A 26,336-nucleotide genomic window follows, 5' to 3' on the forward strand; every position below is an offset into this window, starting at 1 on the left:
TGTGCAACCCCGTGCGTGATTCAGGTGCTGTTCGTGCCTACGTGTCGGTAGCGGGCGGCCTCGTCGCGGGTACCGGGATGGCCGGTGCGAACCCTCCGAGCGGCCGGATCAGCGTCCGCGCGTCTCACGACCGGCTTTGATCACCTCGAACAGGCTGGTCCAGTTGTCTTTCCCGTGCCCGGCGACGATCGCGGCGTCGTAGAGGTGTTCGACTGCTGCCGGCAACTCTTGCGCAACACCGGTATCGATACTGGCCTGCACCAGATGGTCGGCGGTGGCACCCATCATGGTGACTGTGCTCAGGTCTCCCGGGTGCCGGCCCGTGGCCAGGTCCGCGGCCAGGTCGCCGCTCGGTCCGATTATGTCGGGTATCAGCGTGAGGTGTTCGTACAGGTCCTCGAGCGCGTGGTCGACCGGACCGCCGACCGACTCGATGAGGGCCGCCGCATGCAGGACCGCTGCGAGTGCAGTCAGGAAGACGTCCAGGTTCGCCAGGTAGAAGAGCTGGGCGAGCCGGATATCGCCGCCCAGGTACCGAGGTGTCCCGAGCGCCCGCACCACGGGTTCCACACCGTGGAAGGCCTCGGGGTCGCCGCTGTAGTAGACGTAGGCTGCGTCGGTACCCAGCATCGGTGCCGGCACCATGATTCCGCCGGCGACAAACCGGCCGCCGCGCCGGGCCACCCATTCGGCCGCCGAGGCCGTGTTTTCCGGGGTGTCGGAGCTGAGATTGACGAGGGTGCGACCGCTCAGGTCGTCCACCGGTTCGAGGATGTCGTACATCGCCCGGTAGTCGGTCAGGCTGAGGATGATCAACTCCGAAGCAGCGACCGCGTCGGCCGGGGCGGCAGTGCGTGTCGCGCCCGCCGCAACCAGCGTGTCTGCACGTTCGGGCGTCCGGTTCCAGACCGTGACCGGATGGCCGGCGCCGAGCAGGATGCGGGTCATCGCTTGGCCCATCGGCCCCAAGCCGATCACGGTGAGCGAAATGTTGTCGGCTGCACTCATCGCATGTCCTTTCCCGTAGGTCATTCGGGTGAAGGTCGACTCCTGTCATGCTCCGCTCCTACCGTGAACGCATCAAGTACCGACCGCCCGGTCGATGTCCGCTTTCTCGCGTCGAAACCCGTAAAGGTGTTAAGGCCGAGACGACAGCGGCTGCGTGGTGTCCAGTCCGCGACAGGTTCGGTTCTGCTCTGGAAGTGCACTAGTAACTGCGGCCCACAATCGCCATGAGCTCACCATCCGGTGTATCGACGTCCGGCAAGCCGCCGTCGGCGGTCTGGAGGCACCGGACGGTGATCGCGTGCGCGTTGAGTTGACGCTCCCCCGCTTCACCGAGAACCCTCCAGGGGATACGGGCGAATCCGGTGGCAGCGGCATCGACCGCCTCCGCGGGGGTCGCGACGTCTGCTACGTGCTGCCCGAGGCGTTCGTGGGCGGCCGAGAACATCTCGGCGTGGATGGTGTCGAGTAGCTCGCGGAGGGTCGTGACCACCGCGTCGCGCGCGACCGTGAACTTCTGTTGCGTATCGCGCCTGCGCACCGTGAACTCGTCCCGCTCGAGATCACGGGGCCCGACCTCGACGCGCAGCGGAACGCCCTTCAGTTCCCATTCGGTGGCTCGGCGCCCGAAACCTTGGTCGGTGCGAATATCGAGGCGCGCACGAATGCCGGCGTACGAAAGCGAGTCGGTGAGAGCAGACGCCGCGGACACGGTGCCGTCGTCCTCTTTGACCACGATCACCACCACCTGCACCGGGGCGACCTTCGGCGGGATACACAGTCCCTGGTTATCGCCATGCGCCATGATCAGACCACCGACCATGCGTGTGCTCGATCCCCATGAGGTGGTCCAGCATGTTTGCGCCTGTCCGGACGAGTCAGTGAAGCTGATGCCGAACGCCGTGGCGAAGTTTTGTCCCAGTTCGTGACTGGTCGCCATCTGCAGCGCCTTGCCGTCACGCATCATCGCCTCGCACGTCAAGGTGGTCACGGCACCGGCGAACTTCTCGCGCTCGGTCTTGATCCCGACCATGACGGGAATTGCGAGCATGTTTTCGAGGAAGTCTCGGTAGACGCCGAGATGAATCCGGCGGGTGAATGCGCTGGCCTCGTCTCGGGTGGCATGAGCGGTGTGGCCTTCCTGCCACAGAAACTCGCTCGTGCGTAAGAAGATCCGGGGCCGCAGTTCCCACCGCACGACGTTGGCCCACTGATTCAGACGCATCGGCAGATCGCGGTACGACTGCACCCACGTGGCCATCAGTTCACCGAACACCGTCTCACTCGTCGGGCGCACGACCACCGGTTCGGCAAGGTCCTTACCGCCGGCGTGGGTGACCACCGCAAGCTCCGGACTGAACCCTTCGACGTGCTCGGATTCTCGCTCGAGGTAGGACTGCGGAATAAGCAACGGCAGGTAGACGTTCTCGGCACCGGCAGCCTTGATCCTCGCGTCCACTGCGGACTGCATGTGCTCCCACAGGGCATACGCATACGGCCGGATCACCATCGTCCCGCGAACCGGCCCGTTGTCGGCCATTTCGGCTTTGTTCAGAACGTCCTGATACCAGCGGGGGAAATCCTCGTCCTGCGAGGTCAGCACGGCAGCTTTCTGCGATCCGGCCACCCGGCGATACTATCCAGCCACCCCGCAGAAAGGCGCCGGTCGAGCCGGCAATTCCTCAATCGATACGGTGCGAGCCCACGTCGAAGCCCAGAATTACGGCCGTAGCCCCTATCGGTCCGGAGAACATCAGGGCCAGAATGGGGGGGAAGCACCGGGATATCGATTTCGCCTGTGGTCCTCGCTGGAGTCGCGGGTCAGTGGTCCTCGTGCGCTGAGGTAAACCGGAAAGAAGGTCCAGACAATGAGAAAGCACCTCCTCGTCGTCGCCGCCACGCTCGTTGCACTTCTACCCCTCACAGCCTGCGCAAACACTCGGTCCGAGTCATCCGCACCGGCCCAGTCCTCCCCCTCGATCGAAGATCGCGCCGACCGGAAGCCCCTCCCCGACTCCGGCGTTCCGACCGTATCGATCGGGGGCACTGTCACGGTCTCCCAAGAGATGAACGGACCCACCGAAGGGGTCACGGGCACCGCAGGGGTCACCGTGTCCAACTTCGCAGCCCTCCCATACCCCCGAATAGAGAAATATCCGGCAACGCCCGTGCCCCTCCACGGCGCCGGCTACACCGTGTGGGTCGAGATCGATACTCGATCGGGCGAGTTCTCCTACAGCACCGTGTACTTCTCGGTTCGGACCCCTGGGGGAGACATCTACGTTGCCTCCACCGTGGGACTCGAGGACGATCTCGGCTCAGGGACCCTGTCCTCGGGCGAGAGACGCCACGGAAGTCTCCTCTTCGAGATCCCCTCCGGCACGAACCTCACCGAAATCGTGCTCGTCGGCACCGACGCCTCCACTCCCCTCGCCGTCTGGACTCTGGACTGAAGCCGACCGCGCTGAGCGACGTGCACGCCGGGGTGACGCACTTCGTGTTCAACTGCCGAATACCGGTCCGCCACCGAACACGGCGCGATGTGAATCCGGTTGGTTTCCTTCGATATCCACGACCCCGTACTCCAGCGCCACCTCTGCGGTGATGAGGGTCGATCCACTCCGGCCGTTCACCTCGCGATCGCCCGCCAGGGCGACGACGACACGGCCGATGAATTCGGGTGTCTCGGCGTTGGCCAACGGGAAGCCTTGAAAGTTGTCGAGCCCGCGCGCCTGCATGGCCTCGTTCTCGACCAGGCCCGGCCAGAGCGACAGCGTGGTGACCCCGGTGCCGTGCAGTTCCACGGCCATGTCGGCGGCCATCTTGTCGAGGCCGGCTTTCGACATGCCGTACAGCACCGAATGCAGGTGAGCACGAGTGCCGAACGACGAGATGTTGACGATCATGCCGCTGCTGCGCGGCACCATCATCCGGGCGGCCTCCACCGAAGCAACGTAGTGCGCGCGCAGACCCACACCGATCAGGCTGTCCCACGTCGATGGGTCGCTTCCAGAACGGCTCGGTGAAACCTGCGAAGCCTTTCGGAGCCGCCCACACATTGTTCACGAGCGCGTCGAGCCTGCCGTTCTGCTCGTCCGTGATGCGGGTGAAGAGGTCGTGGATCTGCCCGTCGTCACGGTGATCGCACTGCACCGCGATGCCGCGACCGCCGCGCTCGGTGACGATGTCGGCCGTGTGATCGAGCGGTCCACCGGCACCGACAGGCCCACGACCGGTGACATAGACGGTCCACCCGTCGGAACCGAGTGCGCAGGCGATCCCCTTACCGACGCTGCGACTCCCGCCGGTGACAAGGGCTACTTTCCGCTCCGGTGCGCTTTCGATCATGTCACACAATCACTTTCACGTCGTCGGCGAGGGTGCGTTCGATGGACCACAGGACGCGCACATGACATTTCGCGATCTTCCACTCGGCGTCCTCGACCACATAGCCGTCGTCGTAGTCCAGCGCGGTGACCCGCTCGGTCCGGGCCTGCACGTCCACCTGCCGGAATCGCAGTGTCCAGGCGCCGGTCGCCGCGCCCGGGCCGATGAGTCGGATGCTGGGGTGCATCCCGTGATGCATATCGAGGATGACGTAGCGATCGTCGACGCGCCGAAGCGCGATCCGGGAATACGCGTCCACCAGTCCGTCCGCGTCGTCGAACCTCCCGAGCGCGGGCCCGTAGTAGATGTCGGCGCCGTCGGCGACGAAACAGGCACGCATCGCCACCGGATCCTTCGCATCACTCGCGCGGAAGTAGCGGTGCTTCAGCATCCGGATCTCTTCGAGGGCTTCGAGTCTCGCTAAGCGCTCTTCGATGGTCGGCATGCGATGATCCCTCCCATGCAGGATTGCGGTGGCATTGGTGGGGCCATCCTGGCATAGAAAGTGTGCGGATCGAAAAGACCGATCCCACCGGACAACTGGGCCAGGTTTCGCGAAGTTACGCGACTGCCGCTCCCGTCGACAATCCCGCGCGCACGGTTCAGCGCAGGTCGATTTGTACGGAATGCGACCGGACGCCTCGCATATTCGATAGGAATGGCGTGTTCTGTTTCCTGCGATCGAACGGAGTATGTACATGGCCGAACGAACATTTCGCCGCGTGGGTGCGGCGGCAGTCATGGCAGCGGGGTTGGGTGTTGCGATGACTGTCGGAAACGTCGGGGCAGCACACGCCGCGCCGACTTCCACCACCATGACGTGCGGAAGCGCCAACCCGCTATTTTGGGCGCCGCCGTTCACCTGGACCGTCACCGCCTCGTCGGGGGCGTCCCGTCCCGGCGGCGAGGGCGAGTTCTTGCCATCTCTCCTGCTCAGCGGCAACAACGACTTGCCCACTCCTCCTGGTGGTCTCATCCCGAGTATCGGACCGAACTGGTACGGCACGCAGGTGCTGGTCGACTGGCACAACACCAGCACCGGTCAGTCCGGACGGAGCGTCAGCGATCAGGAGGCGTGGAAACAGAAGCCGAGCGTCCCGGTGAACCGCACCCTCACCGGGTCCGGAACGATCAACTTCACTGTCACGCTCCAGACCGGCGCGGGGTGGTGGTTCGTCAATCCACAGAACGCCGTGTGCCAGGGCACCATCGACGTACTTCCCGCGTCCTGAGCTGGGGTGCGTCGACTCAACTGCAACCAAGGGGTTGCCGATAGACGATCGGGGTGCAACCATGGGGTTGCACCCCGATCGCATCGAACGAGGAGACGTCATGACCGACGAACTCGACCGCATCGAACGACAGATCGCCATCGAAGCACCGGCCGCACGGGTCTGGGAACTCGTAGCCGAACCCGGGTGGTACATCAACGACCACACGATCACCGAACACCGACTCGAACGCGACGGCGACCTCACCGTCGTCCACGATCCCGTCCACGGCGCCTTCCTGTTCCGCACGGTGGCGCTGGATAAACCGCACTACGCGGCGTTCCGCTGGTTGGCCGACAGCACCGACCCCGACAGCCCGTCCACGCTCGTCGAATTCCGGGTCGATGCCGTCTCCGACTCCTCCACCGTCCTGCATGTGACGGAAACCGGCTTCGAGTCGCTTCCCGGAGACGCCGCCGAGCGTCGCGCGAAGTACGAGGGGAACGTCGAAGGGTGGACCATCGAACTCGATCTCGCACGACAGCACCTGGAGGGCAGGAAAATCGTTGCCGCACAGTAAAACGGGAACGTTCGACGACGGCGGCTCCGACGCGGGCACAGTAACCGACCCGACTCGCGTATTCGCGGCACTCGCGGACGACACGAGGTGGCAACTGCTGCAACGACTCGCCCGATCCCCGGCGTCCGCGTCGGGTCTGGCGGGGGAATGCACGGTCTCGCGTCAAGCGATCGCCAAGCATTTGTCGATACTGGAAGACTGCGGTCTGGTGACGTCCGAACGTGTCGGCCGCGAACTCCGTTTCTCCGCAGCCGGTTCCAGGCTGAGCGCGGTGGGCAGGGCGCTGGAAGCGGTGGGCTCGGGATGGGACCGACGGCTCGACGCCATCAAGAAGGCTGCGGAACGCTCCGTGTGAGAACGGAATGCTGTCAGACCGTCGAAGACCTGCGCGACACGGGAGCTCAGTAGCCTGCCGACGGATCGACGCGCGCGACGAGGTCCTCCCCGGCGATGAACCTCCGCACGTTCTCACGGAGCGTCGGCGCAAAGGTGGCGGTCAAACCGCTCCGAGTGTTCGCGACGTGCGGGGTGATCACGCAATTGTCGAGTGCCCACAGCGGATGCCCGTCCGGCAGCGGTTCGGGTTCGGTCACGTCGAGCACCGCCCCGGCGATCGTGCCCGCGCGCAATGCATCGACCAGCGCATCGGTGTCGACCAGGTTGCCGCGCGCCACATTCACCAGCCACGCCGTATCCGGCATGGCATCGAACGCCGCAGCGCCGACCATCCGGTCGGTGTCGGCGGTCGCGGGCGCCGCAACGACGAAGTGGTCGGCCATCGTCCACACCTCAGAGGTGCGGTGTGCCGGCAACGTCACCGACGCTCCGTCGACCGGACGTCCGGAACGGGTGACCGCGACGACCTCCACCCCGAAGGCACGGAGTCTCGGAATCATCGCCCGGCCGATTCCCCCGCATCCCACGATCGCCACGGTCGATCCGTGCAGCGGGCGGACGAGGGGATCGATGCGATCTTTGCTCCACCGGTTCGCCGCGACGGCGGTGTGGAATTGCCGTAGGCCGACCAGCAGGGCTCCGACCGCGTACTCGGCCACGTTGTCGGCATAGACCCCGGACGCGTTCGTCCACACCCTGGTGCGGTCTACCAGGCCGGCACGGAAGAACGGTTCGATGCCCGCGTAGGCGAGTTGCACCCAGCGCACCCGTTCGGGCAGGGCGGGGAAGTCCTCCGCACTGCCGTACCAGACGACGGCGTCGGCGTCCTCGAGCGACGACACCGTGGCGCCACCGTCGGTGATCGCCGCAGCGAGGTAGTCGTCGTGGTCCGGGCCGAGATGAATTCGCATGACGAAAACCCTAGTGCCGCCGCGGGAAAACGGACGGCTGCGCCTGCGCAGCGGGTGATCTTCGGGGTTCTCCCCGAGGGCAAGATCGGGTATCACACCGGAGGTGCCGCGTCGTGCCGCGGACGAGCATGGTGAGTATGAAACTTCTGGTGCGGCTGGTCGTGGCGGCACTCGCCCTCGTCCTGGTGGCGGCTGCGACCGGCGCCTCCGTGGTGGCCTACACGTGGACGACGGCCGACGTGGACACGCTCGGCCGGGTCGACTTCGACCGGCCACTGCAGATCCCTCCGCTGGAGACCGGCACCGTGACCGCCGACGGCACCCGCGTATTCGATCTGACGCTGCAGGGTGGCACGAGCGATTTCGGCCACGGCCCGGCGACTCGGACGTGGGGCTTCGACGGCTCCTATCTCGGCCCGACCCTCCGCGCCGCGCGCGGCGACAAGGTTCGCGTCGATGTCACCAATCAGCTCGGCGAAACCAGCACCGTGCACTGGCACGGCATGCGTCTTCCCGCGGCGATGGACGGTGGCCCCCATCAGGTTGTGGACGCCGGCGACACGTGGTCCCCGACGTGGACCATCGACCAGCCCGCTGCCTCGCTCTGGTATCACCCGCACCTCCACGGCGCCACCGCGCAACACGTGTACCGAGGCCTCGCGGGGATGTTCCTGGTGGATGATCCGGCCGACCCGACCGCCCCCGGCGCTCGGGCCCTGCCCCAGACGTATGGGGTCGACGACATTCCGCTGATCGTCCAGGACAAGAAGTTCGACGGTGACCAGCTCGACGAGAACCCCGGCGTTTTCGGGATCTCCGGGACGGTCGGAGACGAGATCCTTGTCAACGGCACGCCCGGGCCGTTTCTCGATGTCACGACCGAAGCAGTGCGGTTGCGACTGCTCAATGCGTCGAACGCACGGGTTTTCGACTTCTCGTTCGAGTCCGGTCAGGAGTTCGCTCTCGTAGGCACCGACGGCGGCCTGCTCGAACGTCCCACCCCCGTACGCAACGTTCAGCTCTCTCCCGGCGAGCGCGCCGAGATCGTCGTGCGTCCTGTGCCCGGGTCTCGGGATGTCCTGCGCAGCACCCCGCCGGCGCTCGGTTCCGATTTCTTCCAGAGCCGCTTCTCCGGCGGCGACGACAGCTTCGACATTCTGGAACTACGCACGGCCACCGTCCTCGAAAGCTCCGCAGCGCTGCCGGAACGCCTCATCACGTTCGAGGATCTCGGTGAGCCGAGCACCACCCGCCGCATCGATCTGAACGGGACGAACATGATCAACGGCAGGACCGTGGACATGACCCGCATCGACGACGTGGTTCCCGCCGGCGCCACCGAGATGTGGGAGGTCCGCAACGCGTCGTCCACCCACCACAACTTCCATATTCACGACGTTCAATTCAAGGTTGTCGATGCGACGGGCACCCGAAACGACCGTCCCCTCCTCGCCGGACGCAAGGACACGGTGTTCGTACCCCCGAACTCGACGGTGCGCCTTCTCGTGCGGTTCGGTGAGCACAGCGACCCCGCGATGCCCTACATGTATCACTGCCACCTGTTGTGGCACGAGGACAGCGGGATGATGGGACAGTTCGTCGTCGTGGGTCCGGACGATGCGGCCCGGGTGGACGGCGTCACCGATCACTCATCCACCGGTGGGCACGGCACGCACGGCTGATGACCAGCGGAATTATCCGGGGAATACATCCCGGGGTGGCGGTGTTGGAACCGCATGGATCGGCGCGTCAGTACGCCCCGGAGCCAGTATGAACGGCCTTCGTGGAATACCGTCCGGCTGGAGCCACGTTGCGCGAGACGCCGTGAGGCATCGGGCGCGTCGGTCCGCCTCTCTCTTCGCCCTCCCGTGCTGTGACTGCCGGGTGGATTGCGCTCCCGTTTCCGTTATGACCGGTATCGCTGTGGCGCTCGATTCTCCCGCCAGTACAGTTGCCGTTCGGTAACCGAGGCAACCGAAACGGGAGTGTGCATGAACCGCTGGGCCGACATCGTGGTGACCAGAAGTCGGTGGGTTCTCGCCGCGGTCCTGTTGGTGGTCCTGGCTGCCGGAATCTGGGGAGTGGGGGTGTTCGGAAAACTCTCCGGCACCGGCTACTACGTGGCGGGCAGCGAATCCGTGCAGGCCCAGAAGATCATCTACGACACCTTCGGTCCGCAGACGGCAGACATCATCGCGATGTACACCGCTCCCGAAGGCCAGACCATCGACGACATCCGAGACGACGTCGAGCAAACCCTCGGGAAGTTCTCCGACGAGGTGACGGTCACGTCCATTTCGACCTACTGGACGGCACCGCCGCCGATGAACCAGCTGCTGGTCTCCACAGACCAGCGCAGTGTCGCGGCCTCGATCATCCTCGGAGAGGAATCGGGGGTCACGAACGCTACTTTCCCGGCGGTCCTCGAGATGCTCGAGGTTCCCGGAGTCGATTCGCAGTTCGCCGGCGGGACCGTCGTCGGAGTGGAATTCACCGGAACCCTCGAACACGACCTGATCGTCTCGGAGGCGATCGCGATTCCGGTGACACTCCTCCTGCTGGTGTTCATCTTCGGTGGGGTCGTCGCCGCAGCGGTGCCGGTGTTCGTCGGTGTCCTTGCGATCTTCTCCTCGCTCGCGACGCTGCGATTCCTCACGATGTTCACCGACGTGTCCTCGTACGCGCTGAACATCACCTCGTTGATCGGGCTCGGCCTGGCGATCGACTACGGCCTGTTCATCGTCAGTAGGTTCCGCGAAGAACTCAACGCCGGAGCCGAGGTCATCGCCGCCACGAAACGCACCATGTTCACTGCGGGGCGCACGGTGATGTTCTCCGCGGCCCTGCTGATCTGCGCATTCGCGGGCATGCTCGTCTTCCCGCAGTCGGTGCTGCGGTCGCTCGGCCTGGGCGCGATGGCGTCCGTGTTCAGCGCTGCCCTGCTGTCCCTGACCGCCGTGCCGGCCGTGCTCGCACTGCTCGGTCACCGAATCAACGCCTGGACCTGGGACAGGGAGGCGTCCGCTCGCAGCGAGGCCCGCGCCGTGCGCTTCTGGGGCCGTGTGGTGCGGAACGTGATGCGGCGACCCGCGACCATCGCGATCGTCATCACCGCTGGGTTGCTCGTGCTTGCCACACCGGTCTTCAAGGCCGGCTTCGGCGAGATCGAGTACACGGCCCTTCCGGAAGACAGTCCCGCACGCGCCGCAACGCAGAAACTCCTCGACGACTTCTCCAGCAGCGGGAACGGCGCCACCCTGGTGGTACGCGGCGACAACGGACAGACCCCGTCGGCCGAGGCAGTTCGTGAGGTGTCGCGCGCGGCGACCGCCCTCGACGGCATCGAGCAAACCGTCACCGTCGGCTCCCAGGGCGACGTCGCGGTGTTGCAAGCGCTGTACGGGCAGGGGGTCGACGGCACGCCCCGGGCGAGTGCCATCACCGACGAACTGCGTGCCGTGCCCGAACCCGCCGGAACGGAGGTGCTCGTCGGTGGCGGACGCGCGCTCGTCGACGACGCCAATGCTGCGATCGCCGACGCTCTGCCGTGGATGATCGCGATCATGGTGGCCTCGACGCTGGTGCTGTTGTTCCTCGCGTTCGGCTCCGTGGTGCTGCCGATCAAGGCGGTCCTGATGGCCGGATTGAGCCTGGCAGCCACGTTCGGCGTGCTGACTTGGGTGTTCCAGCTCGGGCACGGCGCATCGTGGATCGGTGTCGTACCCAGTGCACTCGAGCCGACATTCGTCGTCCTGATCCTGGCGGTCGTGTTCGGCCTCTCCACGGACTACGAGGTGTTCCTCATGTCCCGGATGGTCGAGGCCCGCGCAGCGGGCGCCACCACGGTCGAAGCCGTGGAATACGGCACCGCGCGGACCGGCCGGGTCGTCACTGCGGCTGCCCTGCTGCTGATCGTGGTGACCGGTGCGTTCACGATCTCCGGTCTGTCGATCATGCGGTTCCTGGGCATCGGCATGATCATCGCGCTCATCATCGACGCGACGATCATCCGGATGCTTCTGGTCCCGTCGCTGGTGAAGCTGATGGGTGAGGCGAACTGGTGGGCGCCGGCATGGATGAAACGAATTCACGAGAAGGTCGGGCTGGGCCACTAGGGCGCGACCCCGATTTCCGGCCCGCGATACTTACCTCAGAGTAAGTTCTCGGGCATGGCAACCTACCTGGTCACGGGTGGAACAGGATTTCTCGGTCGGCAGGTCCTCGCACGACTGCTCGCCACCCGGCCCGACGCCGAAGTGCATGTGCTGGTGCGGCGGGGCTCCGTCACCAAGCTCGAGGCGCTCGCCGACTCCCTGCCGGGTGGCGCGCGGCTGCACGCCCTGATCGGAGACCTGACGGCGAGCGAGCTCGGCCTCGAACCGGGGACGATCCCGCAGGCCGAGCACATTCTGCACCTCGGCGCCATCTACGACCTGACCGCCGGTGACGAGCAGACCGCCACCAATATCGACGGCACCCACGCCGTCATCGCGCTGGCACGGCAACTCGACGCGACGTTGCACCACGTCTCGTCGATCGCGGTCGCCGGCGACCACCGCGGGACCTTCACCGAGAACGATTTCGACCTCGGGCAGCACTTCCCGACGCCATACCACCGCACCAAGTTCGAGGCCGAGAAGGCGGTGCGCCGAAGCGACATCCGCTGGCGCACGTACCGCCCGTCCGCGATCGTCGGCGATTCCGTCACCGGTGCCATCGACAAGATCGACGGGCCGTACTTCTTCTTCCCCGCGGTGGCGCGCCTCGGAGCGCTGCCCTCCGGGTTGCCCCTCGTCGTACCCGATCTGGGCGACACCAACCTGGTGCCCGTGGACTATGTCGCCGCTGCGATCGTCGAACTCGTGCACCGCCCGCACCTCGACGGCCGGGCCTTCCACCTCGTCGCTCCCCGGCCCCAACCGCTGCGTGAAGTCTTCGCCGCGTTCGCTTCCGCGGCGGGGGCCCCGCTTCCGGTCGCCACCGTTCCCGGCGGTTTCGTGCGCACGCTCTTGTCGTCGACAGCTTTGCCCGGGCTCGACGCTGTTCGCCGTTTCGCACTGCACCGTCTCGGCATCCCACCGGTGATGCTCGACCATCTCGCCCTGCCGACCGTGTTCGACGACGCGCGAACCCGGGAAGTGTTGCGCGACAGCGGTATCACGGTTCCGGATCTCTCGACGTACGCACCGGCGCTCTGGCGGTACTGGGAAGAGAATCTGGATCCGAACCGCGCGCGACGCGGGGACGGGCCCGGACCGCTTGCCGGCCGGAATGTAGTCATCACCGGCGCCTCGTCGGGGATCGGCCGAGCCGCCGCACTCGCAGTGGCACAGGAGGGGGCGCGGGTGATTCTCGTGGCTCGCCGCGACGAGGAACTCGCCGCCGTAGTCGCTCAGATCTGTGCCGGAGGCGGGCGGGGCCACGCCTACCCCTGCGATCTCACCGACCCAGACTCCGTCGAACACACCGTCGCGGCTATCCTCACGGACCACGGGCACGTGGACATGCTCGTCAACAATGCCGGTCGATCGATCCGTCGCGGGCTGTACGACTCGACGGACCGGATGCACGATTTCGAACGAACCATGGCGGTCAACTATTTCGGCGCAGTGCGTCTGGTGCTCGCGCTTCTTCCGCAGATGCGCCGGCGACGCTTCGGGCACATCGTGAACATCACCAGCGCGGGTGTGCCCGCCCGCACGCCTCGGTTCGCGGCCTACCTGGCCTCCAAATCAGCCCTCGAAGCATTCGCGGAGGTCGCCGCAGGAGAAACCCTGAGCGACGGAATCACCTTCACCACAGTCCGGATGCCGCTCGTGCGCACACCGATGATCGCACCCACCGACGAGTACACCGACGCACCGGCAGCCAGCCCGGAGGCTGCGGCGGCGATGATCGTGCGCGCCCTGATCGAAAGACCCACGCGCATCGACGTCCCGGTCTCGACCCTCGCCGAGTTCGGTAGCCTCTTCGCCCCGTCGATCGCGAATCTCGTCCGATCCCGGTTGCATCACGCGTCATCGGATTCCGGTACACCCGTTGGTGAGACCGAAGAACGGAAACCGACTCCACCCGCGCCTTTCGGCGTGCTTCCGGCACTGACCGGAGGCGCAACCTTGCGGCGGATCGGACGACTGCTGCCGGGCGTGCACTGGTAGGAACGAGCGGCCGACGAGCCCACCGCGCCTCCCGCCGACACTCCTCCGTGCGTTATCGCGTCTGTTCCTCGAAGTACTCGCGCTGAGCGGGGAAGTAGTCGTCGAAGGACCGCAACGGTGCCCCGGAGACCGACGCCACAAGTTGGTCCAGGTAGTACTCCCAGCCAGGACCGACATCACCGACTTCTGCCGCCGCGACGCGGTGGTGCACGAAGCGGATCTCGGATCGCTCCCCGTCTTCGGACAGTTCGAACGAGACGTCCCACGCGCCCTGCTCGGAGATCGTCCGGAGGCCGAGTCGATGTGGGGCATCGCATTCGGTGATCTCGACGTCCTCCCAGGGCGCACCTTCCTCGAAACCCATCTGCACCCTGATCGTTTCGCCGACGGCGCCGGTACCTTCCCATCGTCCGACCCACCGCGCGGTGCGCTCGGGTTCGGTGATGCTTGCCCAGGCGTCGTAGACAGAGCCGGGCAGTGTGCGCGTCACTACGAGGTCGAGCCCTTCGGAACCGTTCACGAGCTTTCCGGTCGGTTTCGGAGTCGTCATGCTCTCTTCCTTCCGTTCTCGAACTTCGGCATGTTCGATGCCGCCTTTCGTTCACGCCGGGTTCTCGCAACCTCGGTGTCCAAGGCATCGAACCGTTGCGGCAGAGCAGGCCCGATGAGCCTGTCGAGATAGTCGGCAACTTCCACCAGCGGCTCCGTACGCAGTGTGTAGATGCGCCGGCGACCGTCGACGGTCACCTCGACCACGCCACACTCGATCAGGACCCGGAGGTGTTTGCTGACGGCGGGCCGGCTGATCGCAAAGCGCTGCGCGATCCCCCCGGCCGACAGCGGTGCAGCGCGAAGCAACTCGAGAATCTCCCGGCGTACCGGGTCCGCTATCGCTCGCGCTCCCTCCACACCGAAAAGCGTAACCGATTGGCTACGCATTCGCGTGAGTTCGATAGATGCCGGCGCGGACTGCACGTTCTCGCCCGCGTGGCCGGGATCAGCTCCGGTCGAACCCTCCAACGATCGGCGTCACCCGGGTTGCCACCACCGGATACACCGGTTTGGGTGCGGCACCGCAGCTCGCCGGCCGCGGCGGTAGGTCGCGTTTGTCCATCTCGACTCGCCATGCCCGGCCGTCGCGGTGACGCACGACCGGGACAGCGGCCTCATCGACGGTGAAGTCGTCGAGTTCGTCGGCGCCGGTGAGCGCGCGCACCACGATCTCTGCAACCTGGCCCGACGCATCCCACGTGCTGCGTCCACGAAGACCCGGGAGATATACCCGGCCGGCTGTCGCGGCGCGCACTGCGTCTGCGCTCTGTGCGGCATCGAGGCGCCCATAGGTGTAACCGGTCGGCAGGAGAATCATCGACGGGGCGAAGCGATGTCCTCCGGTGTGAGAGCACTCCCACACCGCGTCACCGAATTCGGCGGCGAGCGCCGCAGCGACCGGACGGCCCAGCACCGCGCAGCATTGGTCCCGCTTGCCGTGGGCGCAGACGAGCACGACCGGTTCGCCGACCGGGGTGCCGAGACCGAGGGCGGGCCCGGCCACCACCTGCGGCACGATGTCGAGCAGTTCTGCCGGGTGTGTGATCTCGAGGCGCTCGCACCACGTAGCGCCCGGTTCGGTGCGTGCGAGCAGAACCGTCCGGGTCGCACGCACCACGTCGCGCCCCGGGCGGCGGATGAACATGAACCGGACCCCCGCCGCATCTGCGCGGGCCGAGAGTTCGGCAGCGAGTTCCGGGCCGAGTGCCGTGCCGTCGAGAACGTCCCGCCCCCAGCCCGAGGGGAACTCCAGGCACACGTACCCGGGCGCCGTTGCGGCGGTGCCGGGCAACGGCTCGTCGAGAGCGGACAGCGCGGAGCAGGTTGTCGCAGCGATCGTCACCGGTTCATTGTCGCCGCTCGGATCATTCACGGAATCGGCGCCCTCGCGAGTTTCCCCGGTCAGCGCCGTTTTCCTCGTATCCGCCGCAGTCCGGCTCTCCCCCACACCCGTAGGAAACCTTGCGTCAGGTAGCCCAAGCAACCGAGGGCCAGCACCCATTTGGTGAGGCTGATCGTCGTCGCGGCACGAACGGTCGTGTCGTCGATGCGACTGCGATGGTCGAGCAGGTACAGCCCGGTGATGTTCTCTGCGTAATCCCCGGCCGCAGCGATCACAGGCGCGGCAGCGAGAAGCCTGCGCGTGCGGGGTGTCAGCGGGCGGTGGTGGTCGAGGGCCCGGGCACCGTCCCGGAGCGCGATGGCGAACGTCAACGGATGCACCATGTCCCAGTAGTAGTGCTGCCGGTACCGGCTGATCTCGTCCGGACCCAGGTTGTCGAGGATCTTCCGATACTTGTCCGCCGAAAAGGTGGCCTGAATCGTGCCGACGGTAAGCGCGGTGGGGCCGAGGACGCGGCCCATGTTTGCCTGGGACGCCAGGAACAACAGCGACGATCCGATGAGCCGACGATCCGATTCGGTCAGTGCCATGCCCATGATGGTAGCGCCCACTTCCCGGGTGTCGGATTTGTGCGTTATGGTGTCCGCGCTACCGAACGTCTGGGGGGACGATGGCGGATACGATCAGGGCCGATATCGACGAATTATTCTCTTTGTCAACGGCTTTCCGTGGAATTGCAGGGCGTATCGCCCGTATCGACACCCGCGCGATCTCGGCGGGGTCCGTCGAGGGATTTTCCGGCGGTGCTGCGATCGTCGAGGCACTTGCAGCAGTCGAGTCCGCGTCGCGACGCTCGGTCTCACTCCTCGCCGACCGTGCCTGGTCGACGTCCGACACCATCGACCGGGTCGCCGCGGACTACGAGAACACCGACGAGTACTTCGCCGCCGGATTGGCGCGGGCAGTTCCCGAGTGATCCCCACGATCACCGATGTTCGCAACTGGAAGCCCGCCGTCCTCCACGACAGAGCACAAGCCGTCGACACGGTTGCCGCACACCTCGACAGCGAGCGCGGCGCTCTGACGGACACCGCACTCACGCTGTGGCAGTCCTGGCATGGACGTGCAGCAGACGCGGCGGAGAAACACCTGGACAGGGAACGTCGCTCCGTCGTGGCGGTCGTCGAGCATCTGCGACATGTCGGGGACCAACTCCGCCGCGCCGATACCGCGCTCACCTGGTCGGTTCTGGCGGTGCGCAATGCAATCGCGAACGCCGAACGGGCAGGTTTCACTGTCGACGACAGCGGCGTGAAACCCCGCCGCCACGCGGACGACTCGGCCGCTGCAACCCAGGACGCTGCCGCCGAGCACGCCGAGTCGATCCGACGCGCACTGGCCACTCTCGGAGAACTGGACGATCACTACGCACACATCCTCCGGGAGATCGTTGCGGATCTCGCAGCGAGCACTCCGAAACCTGCGCCGCTCTCCCCTGACGAGGCGGTCCGCGACCGTTCCATACTCGACGACGGAAAACTCGACCGCGACGAGGTCGGGCGATTGCTGGCCAACCTGACCGCTGCCGGCCTCGACACCAACTCCCTCGCCGATCTCGCGGCGGGCAGACAGGTCACACACCTGCCCGCCGGGGCCATCCGATACCTCGAAGAGTTGTATCACCGGGGCGGAGTCGGACAATTCCTTCGCTTACAGAACGCGCTCGATGAGGACGGCAGCCCGCAGGCTGTTGCAGCGGGGCGGGCGCTGAGCGCCGGGATCCTCACCCTGTCGAACGAGAGCATCGTCGACGACGGCGGACACAGCGGCGGCTGGGACAGACTTCCGCCGGACGTGCGCGCCCTCGTGCAGTTGAATCCGGCCGACTCCGCACCGGCGACTCTCGACGACTACCTGCGCTCCCTCTCGCCGTTCGAGCGATCCCGGCTGGAAACCGATCCGGGCGCGGCCGCCCGCGCGCACGCCGAGATGCTGCGGGATCCGGGCAGCCACTACGCCCAGCGCCTCGGCGTCCAAAACGAGTTCTGGGGACGCGTAGCCGACTCCGACGGTATCCCCGGCACTCGACTCGGAATCGAACTCGTCGAATCCGCAGCGACACAGGTGGGCCTCTCCGACTCCACCGGCCGTTCCGCAATCGCCTCCGCGTCGTACGCGTTCCCGAACGGGCTCGGCGAAGCCATGCTCGACGTCGGCACCCGGAACAACGAAACCAACGCGCGGATCCTCACCGGCGACCTCGACGGCGACGGCAGTCCCGAGACACGACGCGACGCCGTCCTCACCCCGTTGTTCGTGCACGAGTGGGAGGACGACGGCGCGTCGCTCGGCCGGTTGACATCGTGGATGACGGAGGAGAGCCTCGCCGTGCAGGGACCCGGTGATGCCGGCTCTCTCGACACCGAACGCCGCGACCGCGCGGATCGAGCGGCTCTCGGCCTCGTGCAATACCTTTCGCACGGAGAGAACTACTCACGTTTCATGGACATGAGCGGGCCCGACACCTCGAGCCTCGGCGAGGTGAATCCTGCGCTGCTGCATGCGACGAGCCAGGGCCTCGTCGGGTACATCCCGCATCTCGCAGGCGTCGACACCGATAGCCGCGAGTGGGGTTACCGCGCAGCAGAATCCAGTGACGCCGGCGACAAGCGTTTCGCCCATGCTCAGCGTGTGTTCGCCCTCATGTCGACGGGAACCGACGCGAACACCACGTTCATGGGAGGTGCCCTCGCGTTCCACGAGACCTACGATCGCGCGTTCGTCCGCAGCCTCGTCGAGCCCGACAAGTGGGGTGAGATATCCCCCGACACGGCGGCCGCCGGAAATGCGGCCCACATCCAGGCTCTGGTCGATACCGGCATCTACGGCGCGGCCGTCGAACAGTCGCGGGACCAGGAGAACATCGCGAACACGGTTGCCGAACGCCGCAACCAGGCTTACGACACCGGCTACACGATGATGCGCAACGCGGTCGCGTCGTTCGTTCCCGCCAACTTCACGGTCGGCATGACCATGGACATGCTCAACCCGAGTGTTCGCGACACCTTCACGATTCCGGAATCACCGGCGGAAAATTTCGCGTTCACCATGAACGAGTCGCAGATAACCGCAGAAAACGATGTTCGGATCGCACGGTTGCTGGTCGGCACGGGATGGACGCCCCAGAGTCCTAGCGCGACAGACGATCTGACAGCGGCGGGCGTGCTGGCAGAAAACAGTACGCTCTCACCCGAACCCGATCCGCTGTCGAACCGAAGCCCTCAGAGCGTGCACGAACTCGTAAGGAATGCCGTGAAGACCGAGTTCGGATCTGACCGTTTGTATGGCTACACCGACGAATACCGACGGAGTTATCACGACGTCGCCCCTACCGTTCACTTCACTTCGACGAACTGAGAAGATGCGCCCAGCACTAGCAATACTCGCCGCGACCATGCTGGTTCTCTCGGCAGGGTGCGGCACACAGCAGACAGAACACGTCGATAACACGCCCGTGACCGAAACGCCACCACCCCACGAGTGGGTCGCAGTCGACGACGTGTCCGTCCGTTGGACCGCAGTTCCTGGCATCGACCTCGACGCTCCCGAACTCCTCGTCGCTCGAGCGTTCGGAGAATCCGAACTGTTCTACGAAATCACCGGCCGATTCGAATCAACCTACGAAGGCTTCGCCGAGGCAGTGCCGTATCCCATTGCCGATAATTGGCGAACCTATCCCCGCACAGGGACGGTGAACAACCACGTCATCGAGGCGCGCGCACTCCCGGATAAACTTGGCCGCCCGTCCTACCGCGTCATCTACTGCGCCGACGAGTCCGGTACGGCGGTGCCCATCGGCGACACTTGGAAAACGAGCAACTACACGAGCAGCCGTCCCCGCGTTCTGGCCATTACCCGCACCGGTTGGAATGTTCCGGCTCCTCAGGTGAACCTCGCGGTCCGCACTGTGCACCCGCCCTGGAATGTCTTCGAGGGCTGGGAGTTACGTCTCAGTACGAGCAAGGACAATGACTTCTTCTCCGCTAGTCGACCCGAGGATCGCGCGCTTCTCGATTACTGTCATCGCGGGTACCCACCCAGCAACGGAAACTTCCGCTACGGCGATATTCTCGACGCTCCTCCCGTTGCCCAGCCTTCCGTTCCCGGATGGCCACAGCGCGTCGATGGTCCCTGACAAGCAAAGCCCATAACGGGGCCCCACCAGTCATTTCACTCTTCGGACTGAGACGATGGGTCAGACGACAGCGATACTCGCCGCCGTTCGGTGCTTGTCGCCGGTCGGCTGGAGTTGAACGAGGATCATCCAGTTGCCCCCGGTTTCGATGTAGGTTGCCCGGACTCGGTAAAGCCCTGGATCGAGGGCGATGTGGAGCCTGTTGTCGAGTTCTATCTCAGTTCCCGCCCAGGCCGAGTCGAATAGCAAAACAGGCTCACGTATTTCCCAGACGAGGTCTTCGTCTGGCTCCCATGTGATGTGTTCTTGTAACGCTTGCCGCGCTGCGGCGACGAGTTCGTCTTCTGAGTCTGCGGCTAAGCATCGCAGGAACGTCCGCTCGGCGGGGAGATACGTCGTGCGAGCCGGTTCGTCTGCAAGGACCAATGCCTGCTGGGAGCCGATTGTGACCAGGCCGATGGATCGCTCAACCGAGCAGGCTCGGCCGTAGTCGCCCCATGTCTCTACGGGTCCCTCCATGTCGTCGTCTACGCCGCCCCAGTGACCAAGTTCTGATTCGGGGGCGACCAGAAAGGGGCCTCCAGCGGACCTGACCCATGTGTAAAGCATGACGGCTCACTTTCTTCGTTTGCCTATCGGTGATCACTGCTCTTCATTTGCTTCTTCGAACCGAGACGATGCGGCGGACAACAGCGACAATCGCCGCGACCCCAAGTACTTTCGGCAGGGTACGGCACCACGCCGACAAAACACTTCGACAGCGCGTCTGTGGTCGAGCCACCCCACCCCACCCTACGAATGGGTGGCAACCGAGGACGTTCCGGTCCTGTGGACGACGTTCCTGGCATCGCCTGGAGGCCCAGAACTTCTCGTTGTACGGGCGTTCGGAGAATCCCAACTGTTCCGTGAATTCACCTTCGCCGAGGCAGCGCCATATCTCCTCGCCATCCGTCCACCAACGACGATTTCCGCTACGGCGATATTCTCGACGCTCCTCCCGCTGTCCAGCTTTCCGCTCCCGGCTGGCCTCAGCGCGTCGATGGTCCGTGAAACGGATTGATAGATCAGATGTCGTAATCCACGACGACCGGTGCGTGATCACTCATCCGTCGATCCTCCGCGGGTTCCCGATCGGTGCCCGCAGCGACGGCGGTTCGGGCGAGGCCCGGGGTCGCAAGGTGGTAGTCGATCCGCCACCCGACGTCGCGCGTGAACGATCCGGGGATCCACGACCACCACGAGTACGGTCCGTCGACACCCGGGTAGTGCCGGCGGACGACGTCGACGAGGGTGCGCGGCGAGAGTAGTGAATCGAGCCATTCACGTTCCTCGGGGAGGAACCCCTCGGCCTGATTGCTGCGCCGCCAGTTCCGGACGTCGTAGCGGGTGTGTGCGATGTTGAGGTCGCCCATCAGCAGCAGTTCTCTGCCCTGCGCGCGTGCCGCGCGACGCGACCTCCCCAGTTGTCGTGCGAATGCGTCCAGAAAACGCATCTTGCGCGCGTACCGGAGCCCGCCGTCGGGTTCGTCTCGCATGCGGCCAGGCTTCTGCAGGTGCGCCGGGACGCCACCTTTCGGCAGATACAGCGACGCGACAGTGATCGGCGCATCTGCGAGATCGACTTCGATATAGCGGCCTTCGTCTGCGAATTCTTTCAGTCCGCGCGCCAACGGCACTCGCTCGAGTTCGATCGGCTCGCTGTGATCTTCACCGGGTGCCCGCACCAAAGCCCTACCGCTCCATGTGCGCACCGCCGCGGGAGGATGCATCGTCAGGATCCCCACACCGTTGCGGCCCGGGAGCACACCCTCTTCGTAACTGAAGTGGTACTTGCCGAATACTCCGGGCGGAACCGCCGCAGCAGGAGCACGCACCTCTTGCAGTGCAACCACGTCGGGCTGGCGCTCACGTAGCCACTCTTCGAATCCGCGTCGCTGCGCCGCACGGATTCCGTTGATGTTGAAGGTCGCGATACGCACGGAGTACCAGTGTAGGGACCGAAGGTCAGTCCATGAGGAACGGCAGGACCGCGGCCGCGAAATCTCCGGCGCGATCGCGGTGGATGCTGTGGCCGCACCCGATCTCCTGCACCGTTCCGTCCGGTAGCGACGACAGCGCCGCAGCGAGCAGCGTCGGGTCGACCATACTGCCGCGGCGGATGCCACGCAGCAACAGGGTCGACGATCGGACGTGTGAAAGTTGTTCCCACCACAAAGGATTCGGGGTATGGAATTGGCTCACCACGGTCTCGGTCATGGACCGATCGAAAGTGAAGAGGGCGCGCGGATTGAGGATCATGCTGCTGGTGGCATGCCACAGTTCGGCGGGCGTCGGACGGCCGGCCGGAATCTGCGGAACCGGATCACCCGCTCTCGAGGGCAACGGGGCTTCCTCGAGTACCAGCCGCCGGATGAGCTCCGGGTGCCGCTGTGCGATCAACGAGCCGGTGTGCCCCCCGAGTGAGTGGCCGACCAGATCGATCGTGTCGAATCCCAGGTGGGTACACACACCCGCGACATCTGCGGCGAAATCGTCGAACCGATACGACTGGGCGCGACCGCTTCGGCCGTGGCCGCGCAGGTCGACAGCGACGACACGTCGCCCCGCCTTTGCCAGAATCCGGGAGAAACGCGCCCACGTGCGACCGTCACCGCCGAGTCCGTGCACCAGCACGACCGGCACCGGGTGCGCGCGACCGGTCGGCGCGGTCTCGCGATACGAGACCACGACACCGTTCGGTTCGGCCGTACGCACGAGACTGTCCACGACCGCCGAGCCTACTCAGTCGTAGACGCCCTCCACCCGCCAGCCGTCCGCGCCGTAGATGACGAGCAGTGCACGCGAGCCGTCGAGCAGCACCTGGAGCCTGGCGACGTGCCGAGCCGACGCCGGATCCCACCAGTACTCGTCCACCGGCCACGGGCCCGCCCATCCGATCACCGTCCAGCTGCGACTTCCCCATCGCAACCGGACCGGCCGCCCGTCGAGCACACCCCGCTCCGTGACGGTCACCGGCGCACCGGACTCGTCGTCCAGTGCCACGACGGGCGGTTCGTGCAGGACCATGGCGGGCGCGGGCGGGGGGAGCCGACCGGGCCAGGGAGCGTTCGGGTCGGACGCCGGCACCGCTTCGTCCCCCACGGGCACGAGGACGACGCGTTCGCCCGGTCCGCGACCGCCGCTGAGCACTCCCACCTGCACCGCATCGCCGCCGAGAAGCCCTTGGACGCGGACCAGCGCTCGTCTGGCCCGTTCGTCCTCGTCTCCTACCCCACCCCACAATCCCAATTGCAACGCACCCGAGGCCACCACTTCCACCGGTTCCAGACGCAGCATCACGATCCCCGCGGTGGGGCGGGAAACGCTGCGGCCGGTGAGCCATCCGTCGAGTTGCCAGCGCACCCGATCGGCGGTCCCGTCCGGAGTCAACGGTTCGGCGCAGCGCCAGGTCCGGGAGTGCTCCTCGCCGTTTCCGGTGCGCGCGGCGACAAGCAATCGCGTGCATGCCACCCCCGCCGCGGCAAGGCGGACATGCAGTAGCCCGGCCAGCGTGCGACCGGCGAACGCGGCCGCGTCCACCCGATCGATCGGCGGATCGCACGGATATTCCACCACCAGGTCGGGAGGGATCGCCCGGCCCGACGGTGGGCGTTCCGGCAAGCCTCGCGCACTCCGGTGCGCGGCGACCGCATCGGAACCGAACCTGGAGGCCACTTCGGCCGGGGTCAGTGCGGCGAACGTTCCGATCGTGCGCATTCCCAGCCGACGCAGCAGGTCCACCGTTTCCGTACGCTCGGGAGCTGCCAGTGCCGGTTCCACCGCCAGTTCCGAAATGGGCAGGGGCGCCAGGAATCCGGCACCGGCACCGACGGGAACGAGGGTGCCGCGCCGGGCCGCGAGCACCGCGGTGGACAACTCGTCGGCGATGCCGACCTGGCACTCGACTCCGACTGCGGCAACGGCGTCGACCAAGCTTTCCGCTGCCGTCTCCTCCGAGCCGAACCATCGGACGACACCGCGAGCAGCCAGCACCACCAGACCGGAGCGCAGCACCTCCACCCCCGGAGCGACCGCATCGATCGCGGACACCACCGACTCGAACCGGATTGCATCACGGTCGGGGTCCGACTGTGCCACATACAGTTCCGGGCATCGTGCTTGTGCTTCCCGACGGCGCAGGCCGCGTCGTACCCCCGCGGCGCGTGCGGTAGCAGAACATGCAATCACCCGATTGGCAGCGACCACCGCGATCGGGGTGGTCGCGGGCAGTTCTGCGGACGCCGCGGCCGCCACCGCCGGCCAGTCCGGGCACCACACCGCGACCACCCGAGCCGGAGCTTGCGCGGGCACGTTCATTGCGCCACCCGCCCGGCACCGCCACCGATGCGACGGGGTCCACCGGGCTCCCACAGCACTCTGCTGCGCTCGGCACACACATCGATCTGGGTGGTGCGTGGAGGAAAAGCCCGCCCGTGCGCCCGTACCGACAGTCGCGTTCCGCACAGCCTCCGGAGGCCGGGCCCGTCCACTCCGTCATAACCACTGACCTGCGCCTCGAGCCGGACCTGTGCCCCCTCCCATCTCCCGTCGGTGACGATCAGGACAGCCCCTTTGCTCCGGGCCCTGGCCGCGACAGCACGTGCCCGGGTCGGCGGGACGGAGGCACCGCCCAGTCCGAGGACGACGAGATCCATCCCATCGAGAAGCACCGCCGCAACCTCGACGGGATCGGGCCCGGGATCCGGAACCATCGCGAGACGTTGCAGATGCGCTCCCATTTCCGCCGCAGCGAGCAATCCCAGCCGCCGCTGACCGATCACCGCGGCGTGCCCCCCGGAGGAGGTCACGGAGGCCAGCACCCCCAGCAACAGGGAGGCCGCACCGGAAACCGAGACGACGGTGCCGCGGACGAGACCACCGTGCGGCAGCAACTCGGCGAGCGGCCCGGGTACCGGAAGCACTCCACGGGACGGGACCTCGGCAGGCTCCGCCACCGGTGTCGGGCGGGAGACCTCACCGCGCGAGGGGACAGCGGCGATCCGTCGTCGCAGCGTCTCTATCTGCTGCGCCCGCTCCAGCCCTGCTTCTTCGTCACCGATCGGAAATTCGGCTACCTCGCCCACCTTGCACCCCTGTCATCCGCCCGCCGCGTTGCACACGACCGGCCGACCACGGGGAAGACGTGGCCCAGCGCGAATTCGTATTCGAACATTCATTCGAACCATTTCAGTAGACCCGATGTGCTCGCTCGCCGTCAAGTGGGCGACCGGCCACACCTCGCAGTCTCGCCTCCGGCGGCCCCGACCCCATCGATTACCCTTGGCAAGGTGGTCGATCAGGACAGAGCAGGACGAGTCGTCGGCCCGGACCACTTGGTGGCCGGGCGGTATCGACTCGATTCCAAGCTCGGCGGTGGCGGCATGGGAGCCGTCTGGCTCGCCCGCGACACCAGACTCGGCCGCAACGTAGCTGTCAAGCAGGTGATCTCCACCGCCGACCTCGACCACGCCGAAGCCGAGGAGATCCGCCGCCGGGCACTACGCGAAGGCCGGGTCGCGGCCCAGCTCACGCACGAACACGCCATCTCCATGTACGACGTCGCTCTGCATTACGGCGAGCCGTGGCTCGTCATGGAGCATCTGCCCTCTCGGAGCCTGGCGCAGGTGATGAACGCCGTCGACACGCTGCCGCCGTACATCGTGGCCCAGATCGGGGCGAACGTCGCCGACGCTCTCACCGCCGCACATGCTGCCGGCATCGTTCACCGCGACGTCAAACCCGGCAACATCCTGATCGCCGAGCGGGGCGAGATCTCCGGCGTCGTGAAGATCAGCGACTTCGGCATCGCGCGGGTCAAGGGCGACAACGACCCGGCAGGCGTGATCATCGGAACGCCCGCGTATTTTGCCCCAGAGGTCGCACGCGGCAACGACCCGACCGAGGCCAGCGACGTCTTCTCACTCGGCGCGACTCTCTACACCGCCATCGAGGGGCAGCCGCCGTTCGGTTTCGAGGCCGACTCGATCGCTCTGCTGCACCGGGTTGCCCGCGCCGAGATCATCATGCCCACGAACACGGGCCCCCTCACCGACATCCTCCTGTCGATGCTCGAGCCGGACCCTGCCCGTCGGCCGACGATGGCCCAGGCCCGCGACCTGCTCGCCGCGGTCACGCTCGGTCCCGGGGGCACGGCCGCACAACTCCGCGGACGACCCATCGTGTCGGAGGACGGGACCGTTCCCTCCTGGGCGCAGCGCGCGACCCCTCTCGCGGAGCCTCTCCGCGGTCGGGGGTCGTTCGTCGACCGGCCGCTCGGCGAGATACCGCCCGGGCACAAGACGCAGGGACCGTCGCCGAGCAGGAGAAGTTCGCCTCCTTCCGGGCTGCTGGACCGCCTCCTTCCGAACGGCCCGGTACCCGACTCACTGCAGGACAAGGTTGTCGCCTACGCACCGCTGGCGATGGCAGCCATGGTCGCGCTGCTGGTCGCAGCGCTCGTGGCCGCCCTCGTCATCAGCTTTCTCGTGACCTGACCTTTCCCGATTCCGCGTAGGCGAAATCTGCGGTCCGCCCGGCAATGTCGGACGGGTATGTGACGA

The 26,336-nt window shown here is 66.2% G+C and carries 24 protein-coding genes and 1 pseudogene; 11 read left to right on the top strand and 14 right to left on the bottom strand.

The features are described from left to right. Window positions 1–108: 108 nt before the first annotated feature. Window positions 109–1,008 carry an NAD(P)-dependent oxidoreductase gene (locus ACFWBU_RS04960; protein WP_378527674.1) on the bottom strand — a complete coding sequence of 300 codons (900 nt, stop codon included), beginning with the start codon at window positions 1,006–1,008 and terminating at the stop codon, window positions 109–111. A 199-nt stretch (window positions 1,009–1,207) separates the two neighbouring features. Beyond that, entirely contained in the window at window positions 1,208–2,632 is a 1,425-nt protein-coding gene (proS, locus tag ACFWBU_RS04965) for a proline--tRNA ligase (RefSeq protein WP_378527676.1), read from the bottom strand. A gap of 439 nt (window positions 2,633–3,071) precedes the next feature. On the opposite strand from proS, the gene ACFWBU_RS04970 reads away from it, so the two are divergent. Beyond that, window positions 3,072–3,458, top strand: a complete 387-nt coding sequence (locus tag ACFWBU_RS04970) for a hypothetical protein (protein ID WP_169619894.1) — start codon at window positions 3,072–3,074, stop codon at window positions 3,456–3,458. A gap of 48 nt (window positions 3,459–3,506) precedes the next feature. On the opposite strand, the pseudogene ACFWBU_RS04975 reads toward ACFWBU_RS04970, so the two are convergent. Both ACFWBU_RS04975 and ACFWBU_RS04980 read right to left on the bottom strand, forming a co-directional pair. Then, window positions 3,507–4,353: pseudogene (locus ACFWBU_RS04975) on the bottom strand (SDR family NAD(P)-dependent oxidoreductase). Between the two features lies 1 nt (window position 4,354). Beyond that, entirely contained in the window at window positions 4,355–4,837 is a 483-nt protein-coding gene (locus ACFWBU_RS04980; RefSeq protein ID WP_169619896.1) for a nuclear transport factor 2 family protein, read from the bottom strand. Between the two features lie 253 nt (window positions 4,838–5,090). Between ACFWBU_RS04980 and ACFWBU_RS04985 the strand changes: the two genes are divergently transcribed. The 3 genes from ACFWBU_RS04985 to ACFWBU_RS04995 all read left to right on the top strand — a co-directional run bounded on the left by ACFWBU_RS04985 (window position 5,091) and on the right by ACFWBU_RS04995 (window position 6,538). Then, window positions 5,091–5,624 (top strand): hypothetical protein, encoded by a 534-nt coding sequence (locus ACFWBU_RS04985; protein WP_169619897.1) that lies wholly within the window; start codon window positions 5,091–5,093, stop codon window positions 5,622–5,624. A 100-nt stretch (window positions 5,625–5,724) separates the two neighbouring features. Continuing rightward, complete coding sequence (locus tag ACFWBU_RS04990) at window positions 5,725–6,183, top strand: ATPase (RefSeq protein ID WP_169619898.1); 459 nt, start codon at window positions 5,725–5,727, stop codon at window positions 6,181–6,183. Continuing rightward, entirely contained in the window at window positions 6,170–6,538 is a 369-nt protein-coding gene (locus ACFWBU_RS04995; protein ID WP_378527677.1) for an ArsR/SmtB family transcription factor, read from the top strand. The genes ACFWBU_RS04990 and ACFWBU_RS04995 overlap by 14 nt, the downstream gene beginning before the upstream one ends. 46 nt (window positions 6,539–6,584) lie before the next feature. On the opposite strand, the gene ACFWBU_RS05000 is transcribed toward ACFWBU_RS04995, so the two are convergent. Next, window positions 6,585–7,490 (bottom strand): D-isomer specific 2-hydroxyacid dehydrogenase family protein, encoded by a 906-nt coding sequence (locus tag ACFWBU_RS05000; protein ID WP_169619900.1) that lies wholly within the window; start codon window positions 7,488–7,490, stop codon window positions 6,585–6,587. A 128-nt stretch (window positions 7,491–7,618) separates the two neighbouring features. Here ACFWBU_RS05000 and ACFWBU_RS05005 point away from each other — a divergent pair, with 128 nt between their 5' ends. The 3 genes from ACFWBU_RS05005 to ACFWBU_RS05015 all read left to right on the top strand — a co-directional run bounded on the left by ACFWBU_RS05005 (window position 7,619) and on the right by ACFWBU_RS05015 (window position 13,648). After that, entirely contained in the window at window positions 7,619–9,172 is a 1,554-nt protein-coding gene (locus tag ACFWBU_RS05005; protein WP_378527695.1) for a multicopper oxidase family protein, read from the top strand. 309 nt (window positions 9,173–9,481) lie between these two features. Continuing rightward, a complete protein-coding gene (locus tag ACFWBU_RS05010; RefSeq protein ID WP_169619901.1) occupies window positions 9,482–11,605 on the top strand; it encodes an MMPL family transporter in 2,124 nt (707 codons plus the stop codon). Between the two features lie 54 nt (window positions 11,606–11,659). Next, window positions 11,660–13,648: an SDR family oxidoreductase gene (locus tag ACFWBU_RS05015; RefSeq protein WP_378527678.1), complete on the top strand. Its 1,989-nt coding sequence runs from the start codon at window positions 11,660–11,662 to the stop codon at window positions 13,646–13,648. A gap of 52 nt (window positions 13,649–13,700) precedes the next feature. On the opposite strand, the gene ACFWBU_RS05020 is transcribed toward ACFWBU_RS05015, so the two are convergent. From ACFWBU_RS05020 to ACFWBU_RS05035, 4 genes are all read right to left on the bottom strand, one after another. Then, window positions 13,701–14,198, bottom strand: coding sequence for an SRPBCC family protein (locus ACFWBU_RS05020; protein ID WP_169619903.1), 498 nt, complete (start codon window positions 14,196–14,198; stop codon window positions 13,701–13,703). Continuing rightward, the gene (locus ACFWBU_RS05025; RefSeq protein ID WP_346765292.1) at window positions 14,195–14,557 is read right to left on the bottom strand and encodes a metalloregulator ArsR/SmtB family transcription factor; all 363 of its coding nucleotides are present in this window, start codon (window positions 14,555–14,557) and stop codon (window positions 14,195–14,197) included. Before ACFWBU_RS05025 ends, ACFWBU_RS05020 begins: the two co-directional genes overlap by 4 nt. Before the next feature lie 88 nt (window positions 14,558–14,645). Beyond that, a complete protein-coding gene (locus ACFWBU_RS05030; protein ID WP_346765056.1) occupies window positions 14,646–15,542 on the bottom strand; it encodes a sucrase ferredoxin in 897 nt (298 codons plus the stop codon). A 59-nt stretch (window positions 15,543–15,601) separates the two neighbouring features. Next, a complete protein-coding gene (locus ACFWBU_RS05035; RefSeq protein WP_169619906.1) occupies window positions 15,602–16,132 on the bottom strand; it encodes a hypothetical protein in 531 nt (176 codons plus the stop codon). Between the two features lie 122 nt (window positions 16,133–16,254). Between ACFWBU_RS05035 and ACFWBU_RS05040 the strand changes: the two genes are divergently transcribed. From ACFWBU_RS05040 to ACFWBU_RS05050, 3 genes are read left to right on the top strand one after another with little or no spacing between them, the layout of a single operon-like run. Next, on the top strand, window positions 16,255–16,518 hold the full coding sequence (locus ACFWBU_RS05040) for a hypothetical protein (protein ID WP_378527679.1): 264 nt from the start codon (window positions 16,255–16,257) through the stop codon (window positions 16,516–16,518). Next, window positions 16,515–18,959, top strand: a complete 2,445-nt coding sequence (locus ACFWBU_RS05045; RefSeq protein WP_169619908.1) for a WXG100 family type VII secretion target — start codon at window positions 16,515–16,517, stop codon at window positions 18,957–18,959. The genes ACFWBU_RS05040 and ACFWBU_RS05045 overlap by 4 nt, the downstream gene beginning before the upstream one ends. A gap of 37 nt (window positions 18,960–18,996) precedes the next feature. Next, window positions 18,997–19,737 (top strand): hypothetical protein, encoded by a 741-nt coding sequence (locus ACFWBU_RS05050; protein WP_378527681.1) that lies wholly within the window; start codon window positions 18,997–18,999, stop codon window positions 19,735–19,737. A 60-nt stretch (window positions 19,738–19,797) separates the two neighbouring features. On the opposite strand, the gene ACFWBU_RS05055 is transcribed toward ACFWBU_RS05050, so the two are convergent. From ACFWBU_RS05055 to ACFWBU_RS05075, 5 genes are all read right to left on the bottom strand, one after another. After that, window positions 19,798–20,346, bottom strand: coding sequence for an Imm21 family immunity protein (locus ACFWBU_RS05055; protein ID WP_169619910.1), 549 nt, complete (start codon window positions 20,344–20,346; stop codon window positions 19,798–19,800). A 455-nt stretch (window positions 20,347–20,801) separates the two neighbouring features. Then, window positions 20,802–21,716 (bottom strand): exodeoxyribonuclease III, encoded by a 915-nt coding sequence (locus ACFWBU_RS05060; protein WP_169651640.1) that lies wholly within the window; start codon window positions 21,714–21,716, stop codon window positions 20,802–20,804. Between the two features lie 25 nt (window positions 21,717–21,741). Beyond that, entirely contained in the window at window positions 21,742–22,503 is a 762-nt protein-coding gene (locus ACFWBU_RS05065; RefSeq protein ID WP_378527683.1) for an alpha/beta fold hydrolase, read from the bottom strand. 15 nt (window positions 22,504–22,518) lie between these two features. Then, window positions 22,519–24,093, bottom strand: a complete 1,575-nt coding sequence (locus ACFWBU_RS05070; RefSeq protein WP_378527684.1) for a DNA polymerase Y family protein — start codon at window positions 24,091–24,093, stop codon at window positions 22,519–22,521. Continuing rightward, entirely contained in the window at window positions 24,090–24,860 is a 771-nt protein-coding gene (locus ACFWBU_RS05075; RefSeq protein ID WP_378527685.1) for a hypothetical protein, read from the bottom strand. Before ACFWBU_RS05075 ends, ACFWBU_RS05070 begins: the two co-directional genes overlap by 4 nt. A 204-nt stretch (window positions 24,861–25,064) precedes the next feature. Here ACFWBU_RS05075 and ACFWBU_RS05080 point away from each other — a divergent pair, with 204 nt between their 5' ends. Beyond that, window positions 25,065–26,270: a serine/threonine-protein kinase gene (locus ACFWBU_RS05080; RefSeq protein ID WP_169619915.1), complete on the top strand. Its 1,206-nt coding sequence runs from the start codon at window positions 25,065–25,067 to the stop codon at window positions 26,268–26,270. Window positions 26,271–26,336: the final 66 nt, after the last annotated feature.

It is taken from the genome of Rhodococcus sp. NPDC060084, assembly GCF_042730335.1.
GTDB lineage: Bacteria > Actinomycetota > Actinomycetes > Mycobacteriales > Mycobacteriaceae > Rhodococcus.